The sequence below is a fragment of the Streptomyces sp. SID5464 genome (assembly GCF_009862985.1).
GTDB classification, from domain to species: Bacteria; Actinomycetota; Actinomycetes; order Streptomycetales; family Streptomycetaceae; genus Streptomyces; species Streptomyces chartreusis_D.
Genome location: NZ_WWIQ01000002.1, coordinates 30832 through 55379, shown reverse-complemented (window position 1 = coordinate 55379; position 24548 = coordinate 30832). Strand labels below are relative to the sequence as shown.

The following is a 24548-nucleotide window of genomic DNA, read 5'->3' as shown; positions in this document are numbered from 1 at the left end:
GCAAGAGTGTGACCGGCACCCGCAGGACCGTCGCGGCGCTGTTCCTGCTGCCCGCGCTCGTCCTGCTCGGCGCGCTCGTGGTGTACCCGATCGGGTACTCGGTGGTCCGCAGCTTCTACGACCAGTCCGGCGACGGCTTCGCCGGAATAGACAACTACAAGGCCCTCTTCACCGACGAGGGCATCCGCACCGCGCTGAAGAACAACATCATCTGGGTGGTGTTCGCGCCGACGGTCGCGACGGCGCTCGGCCTGATCTTCGCGGTGCTGACCGAACGGGTGCGCTGGGGCACGGCCTTCAAGCTGGTCGTCTTCATGCCGATGGCGATCTCGATGCTGGCGGCGGGCATCATCTTCCGCCTGGTGTACGACCAGGACCCGGACAAGGGCGTCGCGAACGCGGTGTGGGTGGGCGTGCACGACACGTTCGCCCAGGCGTCGGCCTTCCCGAAGGCCCACCCGGGCCGGGAGTCGCCGCTGGAGCCGGCGGGCGGGGGCGCGTTCATCACCAAATCGCCCGTCCGCGCGGGCGAGACCGTCTCACTGCCCCTGGTGGGTGTCGCGCCGGACCTGATGCCGGACGGCGCGAAGCCCGCCGTGGCGGCGAAGCCCGAGCCGGACAAGATCACCGGTACGACCTGGCAGGACTTCACGCGGGGCAAGGGCGTGGGGACGCTCAACCGGGTCGACTCGTCCGAACTGGGTTACGCCGGCATGAAGGTCGAGGCCGTGAAGGACGGCAGGGTCGTGGCCTCGGCGACGGCCGCCGACGACGGCACCTTCACGCTGCCGGCCTCGGCCGACGGGGCCCAACTCCGCCTGCCCGCGAGCAACTTCAAGGAGCCGTACAACGGCCTGGACTGGCTCGGCCCGTCCCTGGTCACCCCGGCCATCATCGGCGCGTACATCTGGATGTGGGCGGGCTTCGCGATGGTGCTGATCGCGGCCGGGCTCGCGGGCGTGCCGCGTGAACTCCTGGAGGCGGCCAGGGTCGACGGCGCGACCGAGTGGCAGGTGTTCCGACGGGTCACGGTGCCGCTGCTGGCGCCGGTCCTCGCGGTCGTCACCGTCACCCTCATGATCAACGTGCTGAAGATCTTCGACCTGGTCTTCATCATCGCCCCCGGCTCCGCGCAGGACGACGCGAACGTCCTCGCCCTGGAGCTGTACCGCAAGGGCTTCTCCGAGGACCAGCCGGGCATCGCCAGCGCCATCTCGGTGTTCCTGCTGCTGCTCGTGATCCCGGTGATGTGGTTCAACGTGCGTCGGCTGAGGCGGGAGGTGCGGCGATGAAGACGAAGCAGTCGCTGGGGTCCCGGCTGGCCGAGGGGGTCAGCGGCGGGCTGGTGCGGGTGTTCCTCATCGTCGTCGGCCTGTTCTGGCTGGTGCCGACGATCGGTCTGCTGCTGGCCAGTCTCCGTTCGCCGGAGGACATCGCGGCGAGCGGCTGGTGGAAGGTGTTCACCGAGCCGTCCCAGATCACCTTCGACAGCTACTCGAAACTGCTGGAGAACGACGACATCACCAGCAGCCTGATCAACACGGTGTGGATCACCGTCCCGGCGACGCTGCTGGTCGTGATCATCGGCTCGCTGGCGGGTTACGCCTTCGCCTGGATGGAGTTCCCGGGCCGGGACTGGTGGTTCCTGGGTGTGGTCGGCCTGTTGGTCGTGCCCGTGCAGGTCGCGCTGATCCCGATCGCCGAACTCTTCGGCAACATCGGCATCTTCGGCTCGGTGATCGGCGTGGTGCTCTTCCACGTCGGCTTCGGTCTGCCCTTCGCGGTGTTCCTGCTGCGGAACTTCTTCGCGGAGATCCCTCGGGAGCTGCTGGAGGCGGCGCGTCTGGACGGGGCGGGTGAACTGCGCCTGTTCTTCCGTGTCGTGATGCCGCTCGGCGGTCCGGCGATCGCCTCGCTCGGCATCTTCCAGTTCCTGTGGGTGTGGAACGACATGCTGGTCGCGCTGATCTTCTCGGACTCCGGGAGCCAGCCGATCACGGTCGCACTCCAGACGCAGGTACGGCAGTTCGGCAACAACATCGACGTGCTGGCGCCCGGCGCGTTCATCTCGATGGTGGTCCCGCTGGCCGTCTTCTTCGCGTTCCAGCGGCAGTTCGTGTCCGGCGTGATGGCAGGAGCCGTCAAGTAGCGTTCAGTGCAAGGCAGTTGGAGGGGCGGACCGGTCGCGGTCCGCCCCTTGCGCGTTCCCCCGGATGCCGTAGCCGCCGTAACCAACTCGGCCCACCGGCCGTTCCCGGGCCGAACGCCCGCGCCGACCGATGGATGGCCTCTTGCCCAGGTTCAGTGTCATTGTCCCCGCGTACCAGGTTCAGGCGTACCTGCACGAGTGCCTCGAATCGGTGCTCACCCAGTCCTGTCCCGATCTGGAACTGATCGCCGTCGACGACTGCTCGCCGGACGCGTGCGGCGCGATCATCGACGAGTTCGCCGCCCGCGACGCGCGCGTCCACCCCGTCCACCTGCCGGAGAACGTCGGCCTGGGCCGCGCGAGAAACGCCGGCGCGGCCCACGCGAGCGGCGACTACCTGCTGTTCCTCGACAGCGACGACACCCTCACGCCCGACGCGCTGCGCGCCATCGCGGACCGGCTGAAGGAGACGGGCGATCCGGACGTCCTGGTCTTCGACTACGCGCGCACGTACTGGACGGGTGAGGCGGTCCGCAACCAGGCGGCCCTCCAGCTCACCGAGCAGGGCCCGGCCCCGTTCCGCCTGGAGGACCGACCGGGCCTGCTGAGGCTGCTGATGGTCGCCTGGAACAAGGCCTACCGGCGGGAGTTCGTCGAGGAGAAGGGGTTCGCCTTCCCGCCCGGCTACTACGAGGACACGCCGTGGACGTACCCGGTGCTGATGACCGCGGAGTCGATCGCGACCCTCGACCGCGTCTGCGTGCACTACCGGCAGCGCCGGCAGGGCAGCATCCTGCGCACCACCAGCGAGCGGCACTTCGATGTCTTCGACCAGTACGACCGGGTGTTCGCGTATTTGCAGGAGCGGCCCGAACTGGCGCGGTGGCGGCCGGTGTTGTTCCGCCGCATGGTCCATCACCTGGCGATCGTGTACTCCCGGCCGGACCGGTTGCCCCGCGGCTCGCACGCCGACTTCATGCGCCGGGCCCGCGCCCACTACCGCCGTTACCGCACCCCCGGTGTCCGCGTCCCCCTGCGCTGCCGGGTCCACCACACCCTGATCCGCTTCGGCCTGCACCGCACCTACCGCACGCTCCGGCTGGCGTCGGCCCTGCACCGCCGCGTCGCGCGGACCACCGGGAAGCTGCTGCGCGGTGTGCGGTCCACCGCCCTCGGGCTCCACTACCGCGTCCAGCGCTGTCTCCCGCTGCGCGCCGACCGGGCCGTCTTCACCGCCTACGACGGCCGGGGCCACAGCTGCAACCCGGGCGCGCTGGAGTCCGCGTTCCGCGATCTCGCGCCGCACATCCGCACGGCGTGGATCGCCCGTCCCGAGCACCACCACACGATCCCGCCGGGCCCGCGCCGCCTCGCCCCCGGCACGGCCGCCTACTGGACGGCACTCGCCCGCTCCGCCTACCTGGTCAGCAACACCGACTTCGACCACCGTCTGGTCAAGCGCCGGGGCCAGACCCTGATCCAGACCGGGCAGGGCACCCCGCTGGGGCACATCGGCCTCGACCTCCAGGAGCGCCCGGCGGCGGCCCGGGGCAGGGACTTCGCCCGGCTGCTCAAGGGCCTCGACCAGTGGGACTACGTGCTGTCCGCCAACCGCCACACCACCCTCACCCACGAGCGGGTCCACCCCGGCCGCTACACCACGCTGGAGTACGGCTACCCCCGCAACGACGTGTTCCGCACGGCGACCACGGCGGACGTGGCCCGGCTGCGCGCCTCCCTCGGCATCCCCAAGGGCACGGTGGCGATCCTCTACGCGCCGACCCGCCGCGACTACCGCCGCTCCCAGCTCCACGCCCTCGACCTCCAGCGGATCGTGCGCCGCCTGGGCCCGCGCTTCCTCGTGCTGGCCCGCGCCCACCACTCCTACGACGCCCCGCTGACCAGCACCTGCGGCCGGGTCGTCGACGTCAGTGACCACCCGAGTGTCGAGTCGCTGTGCCTGGCCTCGGACGCCCTGGTCACGGACTACTCCTCGCTGATGTTCGACTACGCCAACCTGGACCGTCCGATCGTGATCCACGCCGACGACTGGGAGGCGTACGACGCTGCCCGCGGCACCTACTTCGACCTGCGCTCCTTCCCGCCGGGCGCGGTGGCGCGCGGTGAGGACGAACTGATCGACATCTTCGCCACCGGCCACTGGCGCGGGTCCCGGTCGGCCCAGCTGCGCTCGGCGTTCCGGGAGCGGTTCTGCACGTACGACGACGGCCGGGCCGCCGAGCGGGTCGTCCGCCGGGTCGTCCTCGGGGAGTCGGACCTGCCGCCGGTCGTACCGCTCGACGAGCGCAGGCCGGTGCCGTCGGCGGCGGCCGCGCTGGCGCGCGAGCCGCTCGCCACGGTGCCGCAGCCGGCCGGTCCGCCCGTCGTCACCGACGTCCTCTGAAGCCGTTCTCACGCGTGGGAGTTCACATGCCCTCCAGCCCGTCGCGGCCGACACCGAGCCGGCCGCCCTCCTGGCGCCCGTCCGGGAGGCCGGTACGCCGTCGCGTCGTCTGACGCGACCCCGCTTCCGTAGTCCCTCGACCCTCGACAGAAAGAGCAGAATGCCCCGCTTCAGCATCGTCGTCCCGTCCCATGGGGTCGCGGGCCGGCTGTCCCAGGCGCTGGACTCGGTCCTCGCCCAGTCGTTCGGCGACTTCGAGCTGATCCCGGTGTGCGACGCGCCCGACTCACCCGCGGCGGACGTCGTCGCCGGGTACGCCGAGCGGGACTCCCGGGTGACGCCGGTGCACTCGCCGCCGTCGGCCGGTCTGGCCGGGGCGCGCAACACCGGGCTGCGGTCGGCGGTCGGCGGCCATGTGCTCTTCCTCGACGGCGACGACGTCCTGGTGCCGGGGGCGCTGGCGGCGCTGGACGCCCGGCTGGGCGAGGTGGGCGACGTCGACGTCCTGTACTTCGAGCACGAGCGCACCCCCTGGTGGGAGGGCGAGCCGGTCAACCCGGCGGCGCCCCTGCTGGCCGGCACACCGGACGGGGCCTTCTCGCCCGGCCGGGTCCCGCGGCTGACGGGCGTGGCGCTGCCGGCGTGGAGCGCGGCCTACCGCCGGGCCTTCCTCACCGAGCAGGGCATCGCCTTCCCCGGGGACCACTTCACCGACACCGGATTCGGCGGGCTGGTCACCCTGCGGGCGGAGCGGGTGGCGACCCTGCGCGCGGTCGTCGTCCGGCATCTGCTGCGCCGGCAGGGCAACCGCCTCAACCTGCCCGGAGGGCACCACGCCGAGCTTCTCGACCAGACCGAGCTGGTACTGACGCGGGCCGTCGAGCAGGGGCTGCCCGCGGACCGGCTGGAGCCGCTGTTCGAGCAGCTCTTCGCCGCCGTCCTGAAGACGGCCGCGCGTCCCCGGCGACTGCCGGCCGGGCGGCGCGCCTTCTTCCGCCGGGCGAGCACGCTCTACCGCCGGCACCGCCCCGCGGACTACCAGCCGCCCGGCGGCAGCCTCGGCGTCCAGCACCGGCTGCTGGCGTCCGGGTCGTACGCCGCGTTCCGTACCCTGCGCGCCGCCAACCGGCGGGCCGTGCGGGCCGCCGCGCTGCTGCCGCGCCCCACGGGGCTGCGCACCCGCCTGCGGTACGCGGTGGGCCTGCGTCTCCCCCTCGACGAGAACCTCGTCGTGTACTGCGCGTACTGGGGCCGCGGCTACGCCTGCAACCCGGCCGCGATCCACGCCAAGGCCCGCGAGCTCGCCCCGCACCTGCGCTCGGTGTTCCTGGTGGAGCCGGGGGCGGTGGACGCCGTGCCGCCCGGCGTGGAGTACGCGGTGATCGGCAGCCGGAAGTACTGGCAGGTGCTGGCCCGCGCCAAGTACCTCGTCAACAACGCCAACTTCGCGGACGCCGTCGTCAAACGCCCCGGCAGCGTGCACCTGCAGACCCAGCACGGCACACCGCTGAAGAAGATGGGCGCCGACCAGGCGACGTACCCCGTGGTGGCCGCGGCGACCGGGAGCTTCGCCAAGCTGCTGGCCCGGGTCGACCGCTGGGACTACAACCTCACCTCCAACCGGCACTCCACCGAGATGTGGGAGAGGGCGTTCCCGGGCGCGCACGAGACCCTCGAGTACGGCTATCCGCGCAACGACGTCTACTGCACGGCGTCCGCCGAGGACGTCGCCCGCGTCCGCAAGGAGCTGGGCATCCCGGACGGCAAGAAGGCCCTGCTCTACGCGCCCACGCACCGCGACTACGCCACCGGCTTCGAGTCGGGCCTGGACCTGGCGGAGTTCTGCGAGGCGATCGGCGACGACCACGTGGTGCTGCTGCGCGCCCACTACTTCTACGACCAGGGGGCGAGCCGGGGCGGCGGCCGGATCATCGACGTCACCGGGCACCGCTCCTCCGAGGACGTGTGCCTGGCCGCCGACGCGCTGATCACCGACTACTCGTCGATCATGTTCGACTACGCCAACCTGGACCGGCCGATCGTCGTGTACGCCGACGACTGGGAGGTCTACCGGGAGATCCGGGGCGTCTACTTCGACCTGATGCGGTTCCCGCCCGGCCGGGTCGCCCGCACGCCCGAGGAACTGGCGGCCGTCTTCCGCGACGGCACTTACGCGGACGAGTCCGCCACGGCCCTGCGCGCCGCGTTCCGGGAGCGCTTCTGCCAGTTCGACGACGGGCGGGCCGCCGAGCGCGTCGTACGCCGGGTGCTCCTGGGCGAGCCGCCCGAGTCGATCCCGCCCGTGATCCCGCTCGCGGAGCGCGTCCCGGCCCCCGCCGCAGCCACCCTCGTAAGGAGCTGACCGAAGAAGTGCCCCGCTTCAGCATCATCGTCCCCGTCTACAAGGTGCAGGGTTTCCTGCGCGAGTGTCTCGACTCGGTGCTCGGCCAGTCGTACGGCGACTTCGAGGTGATCGCCGTGGACGACCGCTCGCCGGACGGCAGCGGTGCGATCCTCGACGAGTACGCGGGCCGCGACGCCCGGGTGCGGGTGCTGCACCTGCCCGAGAACGTCGGCCTGGGCCGGGCCCGCAACGCCGGTCTGGAGCAGGCGGCCGGCGACTACGTCCTCTTCCTCGACAGCGACGACCACTACACGCCGGGCCTGCTGGCGGCCGTCGCCGCCCGCCTCGAAACGACCGGCGAGCCGGACATCCTGGTCTTCGACCACGTGCGCACCTACTGGTGGGGCCGGGGCGGGCGCAGTGAGGCGGCCGACCTGCTGGCCGCCGCGGGCACGGACACCTTCGGCATCCGGGAGAGCCCGCAGTACCTGAACCTCTTCCTGGTCGCCTGGAACAAGGCGTACCGCCGGTCCTTCTTCCAGGAGCACGGCCTTCGGTACGCGCCGGGGCTGTACGAGGACGCGCCGGTCACCTACCGGTCGATGGTGCTGGCGGACCGCATCGCCTGCCTGGACCGGATCGGGGTGGAGTACCGGCAGCGCCGGCAGGGCGCGATCACCAAGACGCCGGGGCGCCGGCACTTCGAGATCTTCCCGCAGTACGAGGGCCTGTTCGCGTTCCTGGAGCAGCGCCCCGACCTCGACTGGGCCCGGCCGCTGCTGCTGGAGCGGGCCCTGGACCACATGCTGTTCGTGCTGTCCCGGGAGGACCGGGTGCGGCCCGCCGACCGGGGCGACTTCTACCGTGAGATCCGCTCATTCCACCGCCGCCACCTCCCCGAGGGCGGCTTCCCGGAGCCGGCCGGCTGGCGCGGGGTCGAGATGCGGCTGCTGGCGTCGGCGCCCTACGCGTCGTACGCGGTGGTGCGGGGGCTGCGGGACGTACGCGCGGCCGCCCTGGGAGGGCGGCGGCGGGTGGCGCGGAAGGCGTCGGACGTCGCCGTGCGCACCTGGTACCGGGCCCAGTCGAAGCGGCCCCTCGATCCGCATCTCGCGGTCTACTCGGCGACCCACCACCGGGGCGTGTCCGGCGACCCGGCCGCGATCCACGCCAAGGCGCGCGAGCTCGCCCCGCACATCCGGGGCGTGTGGGTGGTCCGGGAGGACGCCGTGGACGCGCTGCCGCCCGGCATCGACCACGTGACGCCGGGCTCGCGGCGCTACCACGAGGTCATGGCGCGGGCCACGTACTGGGTGAACAACGTCAACTGGCCCGGCACCCTGGCCAAGCGCCCCGGCAGCGTCCACATCCACACCCACCAGGGCACCCCGCTCAAGTACATGGGCGCGGACCTGCTGACCAAGCCGGGTGCCCGGCACGGGTTCGACGTGCCGCAGATGCTGTACCGCGCCGACCGCTGGGACTACAGCCTGGTCGCGGGCCGGCACGCGGAGCGGGCCTGGGAGCGGGCGTACCCGTGCCACTTCACCTCGCTGCGCACGGGCAGCCCGCGCAACGACGTGCTGGTCGGCGCCGGCCCGGAGCGGGGCCGGGCCGTGCGCGAGCGGCTCGGCATCCCCGCCGGCCACACGGTCGTGCTGTACGCGCCGACCCGTCGCGACTACCGGCGGGGCGGGCACGTGGACCGGTTCGACCTGGCCCGGTTCGCCGCGGACCTCGGCCCCGGCCACACGCTCGTCGTCCGCCTGCACCCGTCGCTCGCCGGGGGCGTGGCGCGCGGCCTGGGCCTCGCCGACCTGCACCGGCGGGGCGTGGTGGTGGACGCGACCGACGAGCCGCACGTCGAGGACGTGCTGCTCGCCGCCGACGCGCTGGTCACCGACTACTCCGCCCTGATGTTCGACTACGTCCTCCTCGACCGGCCGGTCGTGGTGCACGCCGACGACTGGGGCGCGTTCACGGCGAGCCGGGGCGCCTACTTCGACATCACGGCCGACGCGCCGGGGCACGTGTCGCGCTCGTACCGGGAACTGGCCTGGCTGTTCGTGTCCGGCACCTGGCAGGACGCGGAGTCGGCGCGGCTGCGGGCGGGCTTCAGGGAGCGGTACTGCGAGTTCGAGGACGGGCAGGCCGCCGAGCGGGTCGTACGCCTGCTGATGCTGGGCGAGCGGGGCGGTGCGCCGCTGCCCGCGGCCCGCCGCACCCCGGGGTTGCCGGCCCGGTCCGGGACGCTGGTCGAGCGATGACGACTCCCGCCACCCCCGAGGCCGTGCCCTCCCTGCCCGGCCAGCGTGCCTCATCGGCCCGGCCGCCGGGCGCCGTCGAGCGGCTGCGGCCGGTGCGCTGGTGGCACGCGGCCCTGGTCGCCGTACCGACCGCGGCCCTGTTCGTGCTGGGCTACCGGCGGCGCTGGATCTGCGACGACGGGCTGATCTATCTGCGTCCGGTCCGGCAGATCCTGGCGGGCAACGGGCCCGTGTTCAACGTGGGGGAACGGGCGGAGAGTTCGACCGGCACCCTGTGGCAGTGGCTGCTCGCGCTCGGCACCTGGGTCACCGGCGAGGACCCGGCGTTCCTCGCGGTCGGGCTGGGGCTGCTGCTGAGCACGGCCGGGTTCGGGCTCGCCCTGTACGCCACGGGCCGGCTGCACCGGGGCGCGGGGCTGCTGCTCCCGGCGGGGGTGTTCGTGCTGCTGGCCGTGCCGCCGTTCTGGTCGTACATGACCTCGGGCCTGGAGAGCGGCCTCGGCTCCTTCTGGACGGGCCTGTCGTGGTGGCTGCTGACGGGCACCCGGCGCGGTCAGCAGGCGCGGGTGACGTACGCCGCCGCCTTCGTGTTCGGGCTGGGGCCGCTGGTCCGGCCCGATCTCGCGGTGGTCACGGTGTGCTTCCTGACGGCGCAGTGGTGGGTGCTGCGCCCGTCCCGGCGGGGTACCGCGGCCGTGGCGGCCTCGGCGGTGGCGCTGCCGCTGGCGTACGAGGTGTTCCGCGCGGGGTACTACGGGATCCTGGTGCCGCTGCCCGCCATCGCCAAGGAGGCGAGCGCCAGCGACTGGGGCCGGGGCGCCGGCTATGTGCAGGAGACGCTCGGGCCGTACTGGCTGTGGCCCGTCGTGCCCGTGCTCGCCGCGACGGCCGTCCTGCTGGTGCGGCGCATCCGCCGGGAGCGGCGGGACCGCGCCCCGGGCCGGGCCTCGCTCGCAGTGCTGCTGGCGCCGCTCGCGGCGGGTGCGCTGCTGGCCGGGTACGTCGTCCGCGTCGGCGGCGACTACATGCACGCCCGGATGATCCTGCCCGCCCTCCTGCTGCTGCTCCTGCCGGTCCTGGTCGTGCCGGCGACCAGGTTCACGGGGGTCGCGAGCGCGCTGCTGCTGGTGTGGCTGTGCGCGGCGGTCAGCCCGCTGCGGGCGCCGTTCGACGTGCGCAGCACGCCCGGCTCGTTCAACGTGCGCAGCTCCGACGTGGAGGGCCTCGGCGACCACAACCCGGTGCGCACCGCCACCTGGGTGGCCAACTGGCCGGCCCTGCCGGAGGGGCGCGGCATGCTGGCACGGGCCGCGCGGGCGCCCCGGCCGACGCTGCTGTACTTCGACGCCGCGCGCCGGCTGCACGCCACGCCGATGCGGGAGGACTCCCCGTACCACGTGGTGATCGTGGGGCGTCATCTCGGTGTCACGGGAGCCGCGGCGCCGCTCGACGCCTATGTGAACGACGCCTGGGGGCTGGCCAGTCCCGTCGGCGCGCATCTCGCGCTGGAGCGGTGGAGCTGGCCCGGGCACGAGAAGTTCCTGCGCAACTACTGGGTCTTCGCGGAGTGGGCGGTGGAACACCCGCCGCAGCGGGACCTGCTGCGGGCCGGGGCCTCCCGGGAGGCGGTTAAGGCGGCCCGGGCGGCGCTGGGCTGCGGCGAGCTGGCCGAGCTGAGGGAGTCGGTGCGCGCGCCGCTCACCGCCGAGCGGTTCTGGCAGAACCTCACGGGCTCCTTCGAGCGGACGCGGTTCCGGTTCGCGCGCTGGCCGGCCGCGGCGGAGCGGGCGCTGTGCGACTGACGTCGGCAGGTGGGTGCAGTCGCCTCACCCGATGAAGTGACCCGGGGTCAGGCCTCCGGCACCGGCGGGAACATTCGGCGCATGCCCCAGTCCCTCCCCTTCCCGACAGTCCTGTGAGCGCCGGAGTCCTCCTCCGGCGGAACGTCCGCGGCGCGACGGCGCTGCGCGGCGGCCGCGTGGGGCGGCCGACCCCGTACCAGTTCTTCGGCGCCCTGTTCTGGCTGGTGATGACGCTGGCGTACTGGCGCGTCCCGCTGTGCTGCGACGCGGGTCAGCACGCGGCGGTCGTCGAGCGTCTCAAGGCCGATCTGCTCCATCCGGCCCACACCATGGCCGATCTGCCGGGTGAGAACAGCCCGTACTACGGGCCCTACGCCGTCGCCCAGGGCGTCCTGGCGCGGCTGACGGGGCTGTCCGGCTGGGCGGTCGTGAAGCTCGCCGGGCCGGTGCATCTGCTGGTGCTGCTGACGGGGATCGGCCGTTTCGTCCGGGCCCTCACCCCGCGCCCGTGGGCGCCGGTCCTGGCGCTGCTGTTCATGACGCTGCTGTGGGGCACCGCGCGGATCCTGTGGAGCGGCTACCTCGGGCTGATGTCGATGACGACGAACCTGGGGTATCCGTCCGCGATCGCGATCGGGCTGACGTTCTGGGCGTGGGCCTGGACCTGCGTGCGCGCGCGGGACGACGCCCCCTCCGTGCGGTTCGTCGGCCCGAGCGGGCTCGGCGGCTGGTGGGGGTACGCCGGGATCGGCGTCCTGTACGGGCTGATCCTGCTCACCCACCCCGTCACGGCGGCCTCGGCGCTGGTCGGGGCGGTGGCGATCGTGGCGTCGCGGCAGCGGGGGTGGCGCCGGCCGGTCGTGGCGCGCTGGACCCTCGCCGGTGCGGCCGGCGCGGCGGTCGCCGTGTCCTGGCCGTACTACGACGTCCTGGCGCTGGTGGGCGACACCGGCATGGACGCGATGCACCGGCAGCTGTACGAGCGGATGTTCGCCAACTCCTGGCTGGCGCTGCTGGGCCTGCCCGCCCTGTGGGCGCGGGCCCGCGGATCGGTGCGGGACCCGCTGGTGCTGATGTTCCTGGCGGAGTGCCTGCTGGTGGCGTACGGCTGGGTGAGCGGGCACTACACGTACGCCAGGGCCCTGTGGGCCGTGCTGGTGCCGCTGCAGTTCGCGCTGGCGGTGGAGCTGGCGGCGCCCCGGCCGTGGCGGTGGGCCAGGAGGGTGCTGGGCGGGGTGGCGGCTGCCGGGGTGTGCGTCGGGTTCGTCACCGTGCACGCCGGGGCGGTCGTGCCGCGCTCGGTCGACCCGGTGGGGTTCACGCAGCCGACGCGCTGGCCGTCGTACGACTGGGCGGCTCGGCACATCGGGCCGGGCGAGGTGGTGATCACCGACGGGTATCTGGCCGGCCACTCCATCGCCGGGTACGGGCCGAACCTCGCCGCGCCCATCTGGCCCGACCCGGCCCTGGACGAACGGGAACGCAAACGCCGGGCGGCCGACGTCCGCGCCTATCTGGCCCCGGATTCGACCCGCGCCGAGCGTGCCGCCGTCGTCCGCCGCTACCACGTGCGCTGGCTGCTGCTGACGCGCTGGCACCCGGTGCCCGAGGAGGCCGTGGTGGTGGCGTGGAGCAGACGGACGGGGGAGGTGCTGGCGCGGGTCGGGGGCTGAGGTGCCGGTGGCTACTCGATGACGAGGTCGACCTCGATGTTGCCGCGGGTGGCGTTGGAGTACGGGCAGACCTGGTGGGCCTGCTCGACCAGCTTGCGGCCGGTCGCCTCGTCCACGCTGTCGGGGAGCTCCACGCGGAGGGTGACGGCGAGCCCGAAGCCCTCGCCCTGCTTGCCTATGGAGACCTCGGCGGTCACGGCGGCGTCGCTGACGTCGACCTTGGCCTGGCGACCGACGAGGCCGAGCGCGCTGCCGAAGCAGGCGGCGTACCCGGCGGCGAAGAGCTGCTCGGGGTTGGTGCCCTGGCCGTTGCCGCCCAGCGCCTGGGGCATGCCCAGCGCGAGGTCCAGCACGCCGTCGGAGCTGACGGCGCGGCCCTCGCGGCCGTGGGTGGCGGTGGCGACAGCGGTGTAGAGCGCGTCCATGGAAGTCCTTCCCTCTCACACGTCAACGTTCGGCGGCCCGCTTCCGGGCCGCCTGACACCCGGAATTAGAGCACACAATTAAGTTGTACGCAATTGAATGGCGGGCACGAGCTACCCTGGGAGCATGAACACGCCGGACGACGACTGGCTCCGCCTGGACCAGCAGATCTGCTTCTCCCTGCACGCGGCATCCCGCGCCTTCAACGGCGTCTACCGCGTGCTCCTCAAGGACCTCGGGCTCACGTACCCGCAGTACCTGGTGATGCTGGTGCTGTGGGAGCACGGCGAGCTGCCCGTCAAGAAGCTCGGGGAGCATCTGCGCCTGGACTCCGGCACGCTGTCGCCGCTGCTGAAGCGGCTGGAGGCGGCGGGGCTCGTGCGCCGGGAGCGCAGCACGCGGGACGAGCGGTCGGTGGAGGTGCGGCTGACCGAGGAGGGCACCGCGCTGCGGCGGCGGGCGCTTCAGGTGCCGCGCCGGATCGCCGCCTCGACCGGGTTCGGCCCCGACGAGGTGCGCGCCCTGCGCGCCCGCCTCGACGAGCTCACCACGGCCCTGGACGCGGCCGCGCTCGCGGAGCCGCGGGGTGGTTCGCGGGCAGACGAGCGGTCGTAGCGGAGCCGGGCGGCACATGGGACACGCTCGGCGGCACCTCCGCGGCCTCCCGCCGGACATGAAGGCGCAGGACCACCCCGTCCCGGGCGTGTTCCTCCCGGACGGTGAACTCCTCCGCCAGGACGGCCAGTTTCGCGCGCTCGACCGGATCGCGTGGAGACCAGCCCGGGTCCAGCGCGTACGCCTCGGCGACGACCCAGACGCGGTCCACCGAGGAGAGCCTGTGCCGCAGCTGCCCGGGGGTCGCCTCCCGGCCCCACAGCGTCCCGGACCGGGGCGCCGACTCCCGCAGCGCGATGTCCCGGACCTGTCGGAACCCCTTCGGGTAGGCCAGCGCGGCGAGCCTCCCGACGGACGGCACGAACAGCACCGGGTCGCCGGGGCGCAGCCGGCGGAGGGCGAGTGCGGAGACGGCGGCGAGGTTGTCCGGGCGGTGGGCGGCGGACCGGTCCTGACGGTGGACGGGGAGCTGGTGGAGGAAGGTGCCGATCAGGGCGAGGACGCCGGCGACGCCCAGCACGGCCCGCACCCGCCGGCCACCGACCCGCACCCGCCGCCCGTCGAACCGCACCCGCCCCAGCGCTCCGGCCACCCGCCCGGCCCCGGCGGCCACCAGCAGGGACGCTCCCGCCAGGGAGTAGAGCACGTACCGGTCGTGGAAGAGCGGCCGCACCTGCGACACGGTCATCAGGATCCCCGGCGGCACGACCAGCAGCGGGAGCGCGACCGCCGTCAGTCGCCGCGCCCGGAGCCCGACGGCCATCAGCAGCAGCGCCCCCCAGAAGGCCACCCCGGCCGGGCCGGGAGAGAAGTTCCGCACCAGCCTCTCGGCCCTGTCCCACCCGGGCGTCACCAGCCACGCCACCTGCCCGGACTGCCCCTGCGACACCCACACCAGCGGCAGCATGACCAGCACCGCCGCCCCGGCCGCACGCCCCCACCCCGACCACACCTCCCTCGGCACCCGCAGCAGGGCAAGCGTCAGCGCGTGCGCGCAGAGCACCGGCACCGCCAGCTCGTGCAGCAGACAGGTCAGGGCGACGACGGTCCCGTACGGCCACCAGGCCCGGGCGGTCGCCGCCTCCACCGCCCTGAGCAACAGCAGCGTCGCCCCCGCCACACCCGCCGCGACGAGCGCGTACGACCGTCCCTCCTGGGCGTAGTGGCCGGTCATCGGCGTGATCGCGTAGAGGAGACCGGCCCACAGGCCGACCCTCGGCCCGGCCAGCCGGACGCCGAGGGCCGCGACCAGGCCGGCGGTCGCCGTCGCCGCGCACACCGACGGCAGGCGCAGCACGACCTCGCTCGGGTGGACGGTGAGGACGGCGTGCATGAACAGGTAGTACAGGCCGTGCACCGCGTCCACGTCGTGCAGCAGCCGCCAGATCTGCGGCACCGTGCGCTGCGCGACCTGGAAGGTGACGCTCTCGTCACCCCACATGCCACCGCGGTCCAGGCCCCACAGTCCGATCCCCGGCATCACCGCCATGGGAACCGCCACGGGCACCACGCCCGTACCCAACCGGCCGCTCCCCCTCGACTGTCCGATCGTCACGGCCCGATTCTGTGCTGTTGCACAGGTTTTGGTGACCCTTGATGGTGTGTTACCACTTTCATGTCATTCGCCCGGCTTACGATCCGCCGTGATGAATGCCGTACAGAACCCCGGGAGGCCTCTCCCCCAGGTCGCCGTCGTGGTCATCGGCTACGACGACGCCGCCCATGTGACGGACGCCGTGCGCTCGGCGCTCGCCCAGGGGCCGGCCGTGCGCGAGGTCGTGGCCGTCGACGACTGCTCGACGGACGGCAGCGCCGACCTGCTCGACCGGCTCGCCGCGTCGGAGCCCCGTCTGAAGGTCATCCGCCGCCGGGCCAACAGCGGCGGCTGCGGCACCCCGCGCAACACCGGGCTCGACGCGGTGACGTCGCCGTACGTGATGTTCCTGGACAGCGACGACGTCCTGCCGCCCGGCGCGGTCGACGCGCTGCTCGACGCGGCGACGGGCACGCACGCTGAGGTGGCGAGCGGCCTGTGCGTACGCCGGGAACTGCCGTCGGGGCGCGAAGTGCCCTGGCAGGCGCGCCTGTACGCGCTGCACGCCGTGGTACCGCACCCCGCGCAGCGCCCGCTCCTGGTCCACGACACGCTCTGCGTCAACAAGCTCTACCGCACCGGCTTCCTGCGCGAGCACCGCATCCGCTTCCCCGAGGGCCGCTTCCCGTACGAGGACGTCGTCTTCGCCGCGCGCGTGCTGGCCGCGGCCCCGCGCATCGCCCTGGTCCCGGACCGGGTGTACGTCTGGCACGTGCGCCGGTCCGCCGAGCGGCTGTCGATCTCGCTGGACCGGGCCGGCGTCGAGAACTGGCGGGCCCGCACCGAGGCGTGCCGGCAGGCGTACGAGGTCCTGCTGGGCGCCGGGCAGAAGGAACTCGCCCGGGTCGCGCGCGCCAAGTTCCTCGACCACGATCTGCGGATGTACCTGCGGGAACTGGGGTTGCGCGACGCCGCCTACCAGCGCGCGTGGTGGGAGCTCACGCGGGCGCATCTCGCCGAGTACGACGCGGACGACTGGGCCCGCAACCCGGCCGCTCCCGGCCGGCTGGTGGGGCGGGTCGTCCTGGCGTCCCAGGAGCCGCGCGACCTGCCCCGGCTGCGGGAGCTGGCGGCCCGCCCGGCCCGGTTGTACCCGCCGTACGCCCGGGCCGCGGACGGCACGCCCGTCTGGTCGGTAGACCTCCCGCAGGTCTCCCTGGAGCCCCTGCTCACCCGGCCCGTGCACGTGCTGCCCCTCGCCGTCGACGCGGACCTGCGGCCACGCGCGCGGGGCGCCCGGCTCCGGCTGCGCCTGCACGAGCTGTACGGCCGGCTGGCGCAGGCGGGCCCGGAGGCGGTGGAGGTGGAATGGCGGCACCGGGACGACGGGGACGAGGTGGTCCGCCGTACGGCCGTGCTGGTGCCGTCGGCCGGCGGCTGGTCTGCGGAGACGACCGTGGCCCTGGCCGCGCTGGCCGCGCCCGGCGTGGGCACTTGGGACCTGCGCCTTCGGATCCGCTTCCGCGACGGCGTGAGTCGCGAGGTCACGGCGCACGCCCTCACGGGCGCCGGTCTGCTGCGCCGCAGCGCCGTCCCGAGCGCCCGGCACGGCGTGGTACTCGTACAGCCGTACGCCACCCACTCGGGCGCGCTGGCGCTGCGCGTGGCGCCCGGCGTACGCGGTGTGCTGTCCGTCGCACGCGGAAGGCTGCGTCGCCTGCTTCACTGAGAGCACGACGACGTATCCGCACAGAGCACCACCACCATGGGCCAACTGACGAGGGGACAGCCGCACATGACCTGGTTGATCACCGGCGGCGCCGGCTACATCGGAGCGCACGTCGTACGGGCGATGACCGCGGCGGGGGAGCAGGCGGTGGTGTACGACGACCTGTCCACCGGAATCGCCGAGCGGGTGCCCGACGGGGTGCCGCTGGTGGTGGGCTCGACCCTGGACGCCGAACGGCTCGCGCGCGTCCTCGCGGACCACTCGGTCACGGGCGTGGTCCACCTCGCGGCGAAGAAGCAGGTGGGCGAGTCGGTCGAGCAGCCGCTGCACTACTACCGGGAGAACGTCGAGGGCCTGCGGGTCCTGCTGGAGGCGGTGACGGCCGCGAAGGTGCGGTCCTTCGTCTTCTCGTCCTCGGCGGCGGTCTACGGCATGCCCGACGTGGACCTGGTCACCGAGGAGACCCCGTGCGTGCCCATGTCGCCGTACGGCGAGACGAAGCTGGCGGGTGAGTGGCTGGTCCGCGCGACGGGCCGGGCGACCGGGCTGTCGACCGCGTCCCTGCGCTACTTCAACGTGGCCGGCGCGGCGAGCCCGGAGCTCGCGGACGTCGGCGTGTTCAATCTGGTCCCCATGGTCTTCGAGAAGCTCACGGAGGACGCGCCGCCGCGCGTCTTCGGCGACGACTATCCGACCCCGGACGGCACCTGCGTACGCGACTACATCCACGTCGTGGACCTGGCCGAGGCCCATGTCGCCGCTGCCCGGGTCCTGCGCTCCGCCCCCGGCCGCGACCTCACGCTCAACATCGGCCGGGGCGAGGGCGTCTCCGTCCGCGAGATGATCGACCGCATCAACGCGGTGACCGGCTACGACCGGCCGCCCACGGTCACGCCCCGCCGCCCGGGCGACCCGGCCCGCGTCGTCGCCTCGGCCGACCGCGCCGCCGCCGAGCTGGGCTGGAAGGCCCGGCACGACGTCCAGGACATGATCACGTCGGCGTGGGAGGGCTGGGTACGCCTGCATCCGGAGGCGGCCCGGGGCTGACCCTCCGCACCCGGCAAGAACGCCCCTACAACGCCTTCAGCGCCCCCGCCGTGGCCCGGGCCAGCGCCCCCAGATACCCCTTGGGCAGCTTCGGGCTGCGGATCACCACCGAGCGCCAGTAGAGCGGGCCGGAGATCAGGTCGAGGGCGAGGTCGTGGTCGAGGCCCGGGCGGACTTCACCGCGGGCTTCGGCCGCCGTGACGATTCCGGTCGCCACGCCGTGCTGGCCCTCGCGCAGCGCCTTCTGGAGGGCCTCGGCGATGTCCGGGTTGCGGGCCGCCTCGGCCTGGAGGTCGGGGATGATCTGCGAGGCGACGGGGTGGCGCAGGGCGCGGGACGTCACCTCGTACAGCAGCCGCAGGTCGCCCTCCAGGGAGCCGGTGTCCGGCGCCGGCAGGCCCTGCACGGCGAGTGCCGAGACGATGTCGAGGACCAGGTGCAGCTTGGAGCGCCAGCGGCGGTACACCGCCGTCTTCCCCACCCCCGCCCGGCGGGCGATCCCCTCGATGGACATCCGCGCGTAGCCGACGGCCGCGAGCTCCTCGAAGACGGCTGCCCGGATGGCTTCCGTCACGTCCTCCCGCAGTACGGCGGCCCCCGCGGGGGCCCGGCGGCGCGGGGGCTGCTGGGGCTCGTCGGGCTTCGTCGTCATGCCGACAGCATAGGGCGTCACGACGAAACGGTTGCGTTCCGACGCTCGGACGGCATACGCTCGCGTTGCGACGATACGGTCCCGTCCCGACGTAAGAAGCCATGAAGAGTCCGGTAAGAACCGCCCCACGGCACCGCTCTTCACGACTCCATAGGTCCCACACCCCCCGAACGAAAGCAGCGGATGTGAGCCAGGTCCTCCACACACCGCCCCAAGCACCGGCCCCCGCCGACGACGACCTCGCGGCCCTCGCCGCCCGCCACGGCCTCTCCGTCAGCGGCGCCCGCCCCTCCCTGCCCGAGTACGTCCGCCAGCTGTGGGCCCGCCGCCACTTCATCACCGCGTTCGCCACCGCCAAGCTCACCGCCCAGTACAGCCAGGCGAAGCTCGGCCAGGTCTGGCAGGTGATGACCCCGCTGCTGAACGCGGCGGTCTACTACTTCATCTTCGGCGTGCTGCTCGGCACCAAGCACGGCGTGCCGGACTACATCCCGTTCCTGGTCACGGGCGTGTTCATCTGGACGTTCACGCAGAGCTCGATCATGGCGGGCACCCGCGCCATCTCCGGCAACCTCGGCCTGGTGCGCGCCCTGCACTTCCCGCGCGCCGCGCTGCCCCTGTCGTTCTGTCTCCAGCAGCTCCAGCAGCTGCTGTTCTCCATGGGCGCCCTGGTCGTCATCCTGCTCTGCTTCGGCGTGCCGGTCCGCGTGTCCTGGCTGCTGGCGGTGCCGGCGCTGTTCCTGCAGTTCACTTTCAACGCGGGCGTCTCCATGGTCATGGCCCGGATGGGCGCCAAGACACCGGACATCGCGCAGCTGATGCCGTTCGTGCTGCGCACCTGGATGTACGTCTCGGGCGTCATGTGGAGCATCGACAAGCTGGCGCAGAAGGACAGCCTCCCGCACGTGGTGACCGTGGCGCTGGCGGCCAACCCGGCCGCCGTCTACATCGACCTGATGCGCTTCGCCCTCATCGACAGCTTCCACGCGAGCCAGCTCCCGGCCCATGTGTGGGCGCTCGCCGCCGGCTGGGCGCTGGTCGCCGGCGTCGGCGGCTTCATCTACTTCTGGAAGGCTGAGGAGACGTACGGCCGTGGCTGACCTCACCAACGACAGGATCCCCACCGTCGTCGCCGACGGCGTGGACATCGTCTACCGCGTCAACGGCACCGGCGCCGGGCGCGGCTCCGCGACGGCGGCCCTCAACCGCATCGTGCGCCGCAAGCAGACGGAGAAGGCGTCGGGCGTGCGCCGGGTGCACGCCGTGAAGAACGTGTCCTTCGTCGCGTACCGGGGCGAGGCGATCGGCCTGATCGGCACCAACGGTTCCGGCAAGTCGACCCTGCTGAAGGCCGTCGCCGGGCTCCTCCCCGTGGAGAACGGCCGGATCTACACCGACGGCCAGCCCTCCCTGCTCGGCGTCAACGCGGCCCTGATGAACGACCTGACCGGCGAGCGCAACGTGTACCTCGGCGGCCTGGCCATGGGCATGTCCCGCGAGCAGGTCAGGGACCGCTACCAGGAGATCGTCGACTTCTCGGGCATCAACGAGAAGGGCGACTTCATCACGCTGCCGATGCGCACGTACTCCTCCGGCATGGCGGCGCGGCTGCGGTTCTCCATCGCCGCCGCCAAGGACCACGACGTCCTGCTGATCGACGAGGCGCTGGCCACCGGCGACCGCTCCTTCCAGAAGCGCTCCGAGGACCGCATCCGCGAGCTGCGCAAGCACGCCGGGACGGTGTTCCTGGTCAGCCACAACAACAAGTCGATCCGCGACACCTGCGACCGCGTGCTGTGGCTGGAGCGCGGGGAACTGCGCATGGACGGGCCGACGGAGGACGTCCTGAAGGAGTACGAGTCGTTCACCGGCGACAAGTCCCCCAAGGCCAAGCCGAAGCCCGAGGTGCCCGTTCCCTCGTGAGGCGCACCCCGGTCGGCCCTTTTGTCACAAAGATGGCACCATGACCGAATACGGTGCGTCCGGCGCGGCGTGAACGCGACGAGATGAAGGAGTCCTGGTGATGGCCGAGCTCAGCGTCATCGTCCACGGGCCGAACGTTCAGGATCATCTGACGGAGCTCCTCGACTCCCTCGCCGCCCATCCGCTGCCGGACGCCGAGCTGATCGTGGCCGCGGTCGGCGACTGGGCCCGGGAGACGGCCGACCGGCACGCCGCGGACGGCGGTCCGGTCGACGTGGTCCCGCTGCCGGAGGGCACGGGTGACGCCGCGGCCCGGGCGGCGGGCGCGGCGCGGGCCTCCGGGCGCTGGCTGCACTTCGTCCACGCCAAGGACGGCCTGCCCGCCGGCGCCCCGCGCACGGTCGCCGAGCGGGTGGCCGAGCTGCCCGGCGAAGTGGACGTCCTGCTCCTCGACCACGTCCGCAGCACCTGGCACACCTCCGGCATGCCCTCCCGGGACGGATCCCTGCTGGCCGGGGCGGGCCGTGCCGACGTCGCCCTCGACGACTGCGCGCCCCTGCTGCGCCTGACCCCGCTGCTCGGCACGCGCGTGCTGCGCACGGACTTCTGGCGGGCGCACGAGCAGCGGCTCACCACCGACGACGAGCCGTACGCCGCCCTGGCCGCCCTGCTGCTCGCCGACCGTGTCGCCTGCCTCCCGCACATCGCCTACGAGGACCGCCGGCTGCGCCCCGCGAGCCTGCCCCCGGTCACTCCCCAGCAGCGCTACGGCCTCGTCGAGCGCTACGAGTCGCTCCTCGACCTGACCCGGGAGCGCCGCGCCGCCCACGCCGTGCTCTACGACGTCATGGTCCGCGACTGCCTGCGCACCTTCGCGCGCGGGGACATGCCGGAGGAGGTCGCGCGGGAGTTCTTCCGCCGGGCGTCCCTGGCGGCCCTGCGCCGCCGCCCCGATGGCTACCGGCGCCCGGCCGGTCTGGAAGGCGTCCGCCGCTCCCTGCTCGAAGAGGGCGCCTACGGCAGGTACCGGGCCTTCCAGGCCGTCAACCGCACCCGCCGCACCGCCAAGTCGGCCGTACGGGCCCGGAAGCGGCAGGCCGGCGCCAAGCTCCGCGACCACCAGTACCGCAGGGCGCTCGGCCGCCCCGTCAATCCCCACCTGGCGGTGTTCTCCGCGTACTGGAACCGCGGCGTCGCCTGCAACCCCGCCGCGATCGCCGCGAAGCTCGCCGAACTCGCCCCGCAGATCCACCCGGTGTGGGTGGTGACCGGGGAGAACGCGGCCCTCCTGCCGCCCGGCACCGACCATGTCGTGCCCGGCAGCCGCCGCTACTGGGAGGTGCTGGCGACCGCCAAGTACCTCGTCAACAACGTCAACTTCCCCAACGCGGTGGTCAAACGCCCCGACGCCATCCACCTCCAGACCCACCACGGCACGCCCCTGAAGCGGATGGGCATCGACCAGATGGCGTACCCGGCCGCCGCCCAGGGCCTGGACTTCCAGGCGCTGCTGGAGCGCATCGACAAGTGGGACTACAGCGTCTCCGCCAACAGCCACACCACCCGCATGTGGGAGCGCGCGTACCCGTCGCACTACGTCTCCCTCGACCACGGCTATCCGCGCAACGACGTCTACTACACGGCCGGCTCCGAGGACATCCGCGCCGTCCGGGACAGGCTCGGCATCGCGCCGGGCCGCCGCGCCGTGCTCTACGCGCCCACCCACCGCGACTACGAGGCCGGCTGGACGCCGCGCCTGGACCTCGCCGCCCTCGCCGACCGCCTCGGCGAGGACACGGTCCTCCTCGTCCGCGGCCACTACTTCTACGGCGGCGCCGCCTCCCCGCTCACCAACCTGCGCCGCACCGGCCGGATCATCGACGTCTCCTCCTACGACCCGGTGGAGGAGCTGTGCCTGGCGGCGGACGCCCTGGTCACGGACTACTCCTCGATCATGTTCGACTACGCCAACCTCGACCGGCCGATCGTCATCCACGCCGACGACTGGGAGACGTACCGCACCACCCGCGGCGTCTACTTCGACCTGATGGCCGAGGCCCCGGGCCCCGTCGCCCGCACCCAGGAGCAGTTGACGGAGATCCTCACCACCGAGGCCTGGCGCGACGAGGGCGCGGCGAAGGCCCGGGCCGTCTTCCGGCGCCGGTTCTGCGAGTACGACGACGGACGCGCCGCCGAACGCGTCGTCCGCCGGGTCTTCCTCGGCCAGGACGAGCGGTCCCTGCCGCCGGTGCTGCCGATCGAGGAACGCACCCCGGCTCCGACCCCGCAGGAGGCGACCGCATGAGCACCCCCGACGTCACCGTGACGGTCATCGTCTACAACGACGCCGAACGCCTCACCCGCGCGGTCGACTCGGTCCGCCGGCAGACCCACGCGAACGTGGAGATCGTCATCAGTGACGACCACTCGACGGACGAGACCCCGGAGGTCGCACGGCGTCTGGCGGCCGAGGACCCCCGCATCCGCCACCTCCGCCTGGAGCGGAACAGCGGCGGTTGCAGCGCACCGCGCAACCGCGCCCTGGAGATCGCCCGGGCGCCGTACCTGATGTTCCTCGACAGCGACGACGAACTCCCCGAGGACGCCGTCGCACTGCTCCTCGCCGCGCACCGCGAACGCGAGATCGACTTCGCGATGGGCGCGGTGCAGCGCGTCCGGGTCGACAACGGCCGCCGCTCGACGTGGATGCCGCACCTGGTCGCCGAGCGCCGCACCCTCGACGGCATCGAGGCCGACCCGCGTCTGCTCTTCGAGCACCTCTCCACCAGCAAGATGTACGCCCGCGCCTTCCTCGACCGGCACGGCCTGCGCTTCCCGGAGGGCATCCACTACGAGGACCAGCTGTTCTCGGCGCAGGCGTACTGCCTGGCCAAGGCGTTCACGATCATCCCGGAGCCGGTCTACCGCTGGTACGTGGCACCCTTCGCGGCCTCGGAGGCGGCCTCGATATCCAACCAGCGGCACAAACTCGCCAACGTGCGCGACCGCATCCATGTCCAGCACCTCATCGACACGTTCCTGGCCGAGAGCGGGCACGAGTCGCTGCGGGAGGACAAGGACCACAAGTTCCTCAAGCACGACTTCCGGATGTACGCCGGTGACCTGCCCTACCGGGACGAGGAGTGGCTGTCCTCATCCGCGGACATCGTCACGCCGTACCTGGACACGCTCACGCCGGGCGCGTTCGCCCGGCTCCCCCGCGCCGAGCGAGTGGTCCTCCAGCTGGTCCGCGACCGCCGCCTGCCGGAGGCCGGGCTGGCGGCCCGGGGCCTGGGCCACGGCGTGGCCCCGAGGCAGGTGACGGCGGACGAACAGGGCCGCACCTACTGGGGCGACCGGGTCCCCTCGACCGAACGGGCCCGCCGCGAACTCGACATCACCGACCTGGACCTGGAGACGCGCCCCTTCCCGAGCGCCCAGTTCCGCCACGAGATCACGGAGATCACCCGGGGCCCGGGCGCCTCGGTCGACCTCACCGTCCGCACGTACGACCCGGCCCTGCGCCTCCCCGTCGGCCCCCAACGCGCGACCCTCCTCATCGCCCCGGGCCGGCGCCGTCTCAGCGTCCCGTTCCGCCTCTCCCCCGTCCGCCCCGGGATCTTCGAGGGCCACGTCCACCTGGACCTGGCAGCGGCACCCCTCCCCTTCCAGGGCTTCGCCGGAGTCCGGCACCCCTTGCTGCGCCTGCAGCACCAGGGCTTGACCCACACGGGCCTGCTCCTGGCGCCCCTGGCATTCCCGACGTTGACGACCCGGGTCCCCCACCACCGCCTGACCCTCGAACCAGAGGGCCACGGCCCGGGCCGCTTGCAGGTCCGCTGGGAACCGGTGGGCCTGACGGCGAGGCTGATCGGCCCGGTGGCGCGACGGGTGGCAAGGCCCCGGGTGAAGAGGGCAGCACACTTGGTGGCAAGCGCCCTGAAGTAACGGAGCTGCAGGCCCCGTCCCGTGAGCTGCGGGCAGTC

At 72.9% G+C, this 24548-nt stretch carries 17 protein-coding genes; 14 read left to right on the top strand and 3 right to left on the bottom strand.

Going from position 1 to position 24548, the window contains the following annotated elements; genetic code table 11:
• Positions 1-8 precede the first annotated feature (8 nt).
• From GTY47_RS01605 to GTY47_RS01575, 7 genes are all read left to right on the top strand, one after another.
• Positions 9-1292, top strand: a complete 1284-nt coding sequence (locus GTY47_RS01605) for a sugar ABC transporter permease (protein WP_086012513.1) — start codon at positions 9-11, stop codon at positions 1290-1292.
• Positions 1289-2149 carry a carbohydrate ABC transporter permease gene (locus GTY47_RS01600; protein ID WP_010039845.1) on the top strand — a complete coding sequence of 287 codons (861 nt, stop codon included), beginning with the start codon at positions 1289-1291 and terminating at the stop codon, positions 2147-2149. Before GTY47_RS01605 ends, GTY47_RS01600 begins: the two co-directional genes overlap by 4 nt.
• 142 nt (positions 2150-2291) lie before the next feature.
• Complete coding sequence (locus GTY47_RS01595; protein WP_010039843.1) at positions 2292-4553, top strand: bifunctional glycosyltransferase family 2 protein/CDP-glycerol:glycerophosphate glycerophosphotransferase; 2262 nt, start codon at positions 2292-2294, stop codon at positions 4551-4553.
• Positions 4554-4713: 160 nt separating this feature from the next.
• Positions 4714-6915, top strand: a complete 2202-nt coding sequence (locus tag GTY47_RS01590) for a CDP-glycerol glycerophosphotransferase family protein (RefSeq protein WP_010039841.1) — start codon at positions 4714-4716, stop codon at positions 6913-6915.
• Positions 6916-6923: 8 nt separating this feature from the next.
• Positions 6924-9164, top strand: a complete 2241-nt coding sequence (locus tag GTY47_RS01585) for a bifunctional glycosyltransferase family 2 protein/CDP-glycerol:glycerophosphate glycerophosphotransferase (protein WP_010039838.1) — start codon at positions 6924-6926, stop codon at positions 9162-9164.
• Positions 9161-10966, top strand: a complete 1806-nt coding sequence (locus GTY47_RS01580) for a hypothetical protein (protein ID WP_010039837.1) — start codon at positions 9161-9163, stop codon at positions 10964-10966. The genes GTY47_RS01585 and GTY47_RS01580 overlap by 4 nt, the downstream gene beginning before the upstream one ends.
• A 113-nt stretch (positions 10967-11079) precedes the next feature.
• Complete coding sequence (locus GTY47_RS01575; protein ID WP_010039836.1) at positions 11080-12639, top strand: hypothetical protein; 1560 nt, start codon at positions 11080-11082, stop codon at positions 12637-12639.
• 11 nt (positions 12640-12650) lie between these two features.
• On the opposite strand, the gene GTY47_RS01570 is transcribed toward GTY47_RS01575, so the two are convergent.
• Positions 12651-13064: an organic hydroperoxide resistance protein gene (locus GTY47_RS01570; RefSeq protein WP_010039835.1), complete on the bottom strand. Its 414-nt coding sequence runs from the start codon at positions 13062-13064 to the stop codon at positions 12651-12653.
• A 124-nt stretch (positions 13065-13188) separates the two neighbouring features.
• Between GTY47_RS01570 and GTY47_RS01565 the strand changes: the two genes are divergently transcribed.
• A complete protein-coding gene (locus GTY47_RS01565; RefSeq protein ID WP_010039834.1) occupies positions 13189-13677 on the top strand; it encodes a MarR family transcriptional regulator in 489 nt (162 codons plus the stop codon).
• Here the strand turns inward: GTY47_RS01565 and GTY47_RS01560 are convergent.
• Positions 13607-15232, bottom strand: a complete 1626-nt coding sequence (locus GTY47_RS01560) for a glycosyltransferase family 39 protein (RefSeq protein WP_324604447.1) — start codon at positions 15230-15232, stop codon at positions 13607-13609. The genes GTY47_RS01565 and GTY47_RS01560 overlap by 71 nt on opposite strands.
• Positions 15233-15323: 91 nt before the next feature.
• Between GTY47_RS01560 and GTY47_RS01555 the strand changes: the two genes are divergently transcribed.
• Positions 15324-16940 (top strand): glycosyltransferase family 2 protein, encoded by a 1617-nt coding sequence (locus tag GTY47_RS01555; protein WP_040903186.1) that lies wholly within the window; start codon positions 15324-15326, stop codon positions 16938-16940.
• Between the two features lie 66 nt (positions 16941-17006).
• Positions 17007-17987, top strand: coding sequence for a UDP-glucose 4-epimerase GalE (galE, locus tag GTY47_RS01550; protein ID WP_010039829.1), 981 nt, complete (start codon positions 17007-17009; stop codon positions 17985-17987).
• 25 nt (positions 17988-18012) lie between these two features.
• Here galE and GTY47_RS01545 read toward each other — a convergent pair whose 3' ends face one another.
• On the bottom strand, positions 18013-18639 hold the full coding sequence (locus GTY47_RS01545; RefSeq protein ID WP_010039828.1) for a TetR/AcrR family transcriptional regulator: 627 nt from the start codon (positions 18637-18639) through the stop codon (positions 18013-18015).
• A gap of 185 nt (positions 18640-18824) precedes the next feature.
• On the opposite strand from GTY47_RS01545, the gene GTY47_RS01540 reads away from it, so the two are divergent.
• The 4 genes from GTY47_RS01540 (at position 18825) to GTY47_RS01525 (ending at position 24510) form a co-directional block, all read left to right on the top strand.
• Positions 18825-19739, top strand: a complete 915-nt coding sequence (locus GTY47_RS01540; RefSeq protein ID WP_010039827.1) for an ABC transporter permease — start codon at positions 18825-18827, stop codon at positions 19737-19739.
• Positions 19732-20562, top strand: coding sequence for an ABC transporter ATP-binding protein (locus GTY47_RS01535; protein WP_010039826.1), 831 nt, complete (start codon positions 19732-19734; stop codon positions 20560-20562). The genes GTY47_RS01540 and GTY47_RS01535 overlap by 8 nt, the downstream gene beginning before the upstream one ends.
• Positions 20563-20662: 100 nt before the next feature.
• A complete protein-coding gene (locus GTY47_RS01530; RefSeq protein ID WP_010039825.1) occupies positions 20663-22867 on the top strand; it encodes a CDP-glycerol glycerophosphotransferase family protein in 2205 nt (734 codons plus the stop codon).
• Positions 22864-24510, top strand: a complete 1647-nt coding sequence (locus tag GTY47_RS01525; protein WP_010039824.1) for a glycosyltransferase family 2 protein — start codon at positions 22864-22866, stop codon at positions 24508-24510. Before GTY47_RS01530 ends, GTY47_RS01525 begins: the two co-directional genes overlap by 4 nt.
• The last annotated feature ends 38 nt before the right edge of the window (positions 24511-24548 follow it).

Bases quoted from the DNA above. Each gene is read 5' to 3' on its own strand.
- GTY47_RS01530 (WP_010039825.1), top strand. From the start codon at position 20,663: ATGGCCGAGCTCAGCGTCATCGTCCACGGGCCGAACGTTCAGGATCAT.
- GTY47_RS01570 (WP_010039835.1), bottom strand. From the start codon at position 13,064: ATGGACGCGCTCTACACCGCTGTCGCCACCGCCACCCACGGCCGCGAG.
- GTY47_RS01525 (WP_010039824.1), top strand. From the start codon at position 22,864: ATGAGCACCCCCGACGTCACCGTGACGGTCATCGTCTACAACGACGCC.
- GTY47_RS01600 (WP_010039845.1), top strand. From the start codon at position 1,289: ATGAAGACGAAGCAGTCGCTGGGGTCCCGGCTGGCCGAGGGGGTCAGC.
- galE (WP_010039829.1), top strand. From the start codon at position 17,007: ATGACCTGGTTGATCACCGGCGGCGCCGGCTACATCGGAGCGCACGTC.
- GTY47_RS01545 (WP_010039828.1), bottom strand. From the start codon at position 18,639: ATGACGACGAAGCCCGACGAGCCCCAGCAGCCCCCGCGCCGCCGGGCC.
- GTY47_RS01565 (WP_010039834.1), top strand. From the start codon at position 13,189: ATGAACACGCCGGACGACGACTGGCTCCGCCTGGACCAGCAGATCTGC.
- GTY47_RS01555 (WP_040903186.1), top strand. From the start codon at position 15,324: ATGAATGCCGTACAGAACCCCGGGAGGCCTCTCCCCCAGGTCGCCGTC.
- GTY47_RS01590 (WP_010039841.1), top strand. From the start codon at position 4,714: ATGCCCCGCTTCAGCATCGTCGTCCCGTCCCATGGGGTCGCGGGCCGG.
- GTY47_RS01580 (WP_010039837.1), top strand. From the start codon at position 9,161: ATGACGACTCCCGCCACCCCCGAGGCCGTGCCCTCCCTGCCCGGCCAG.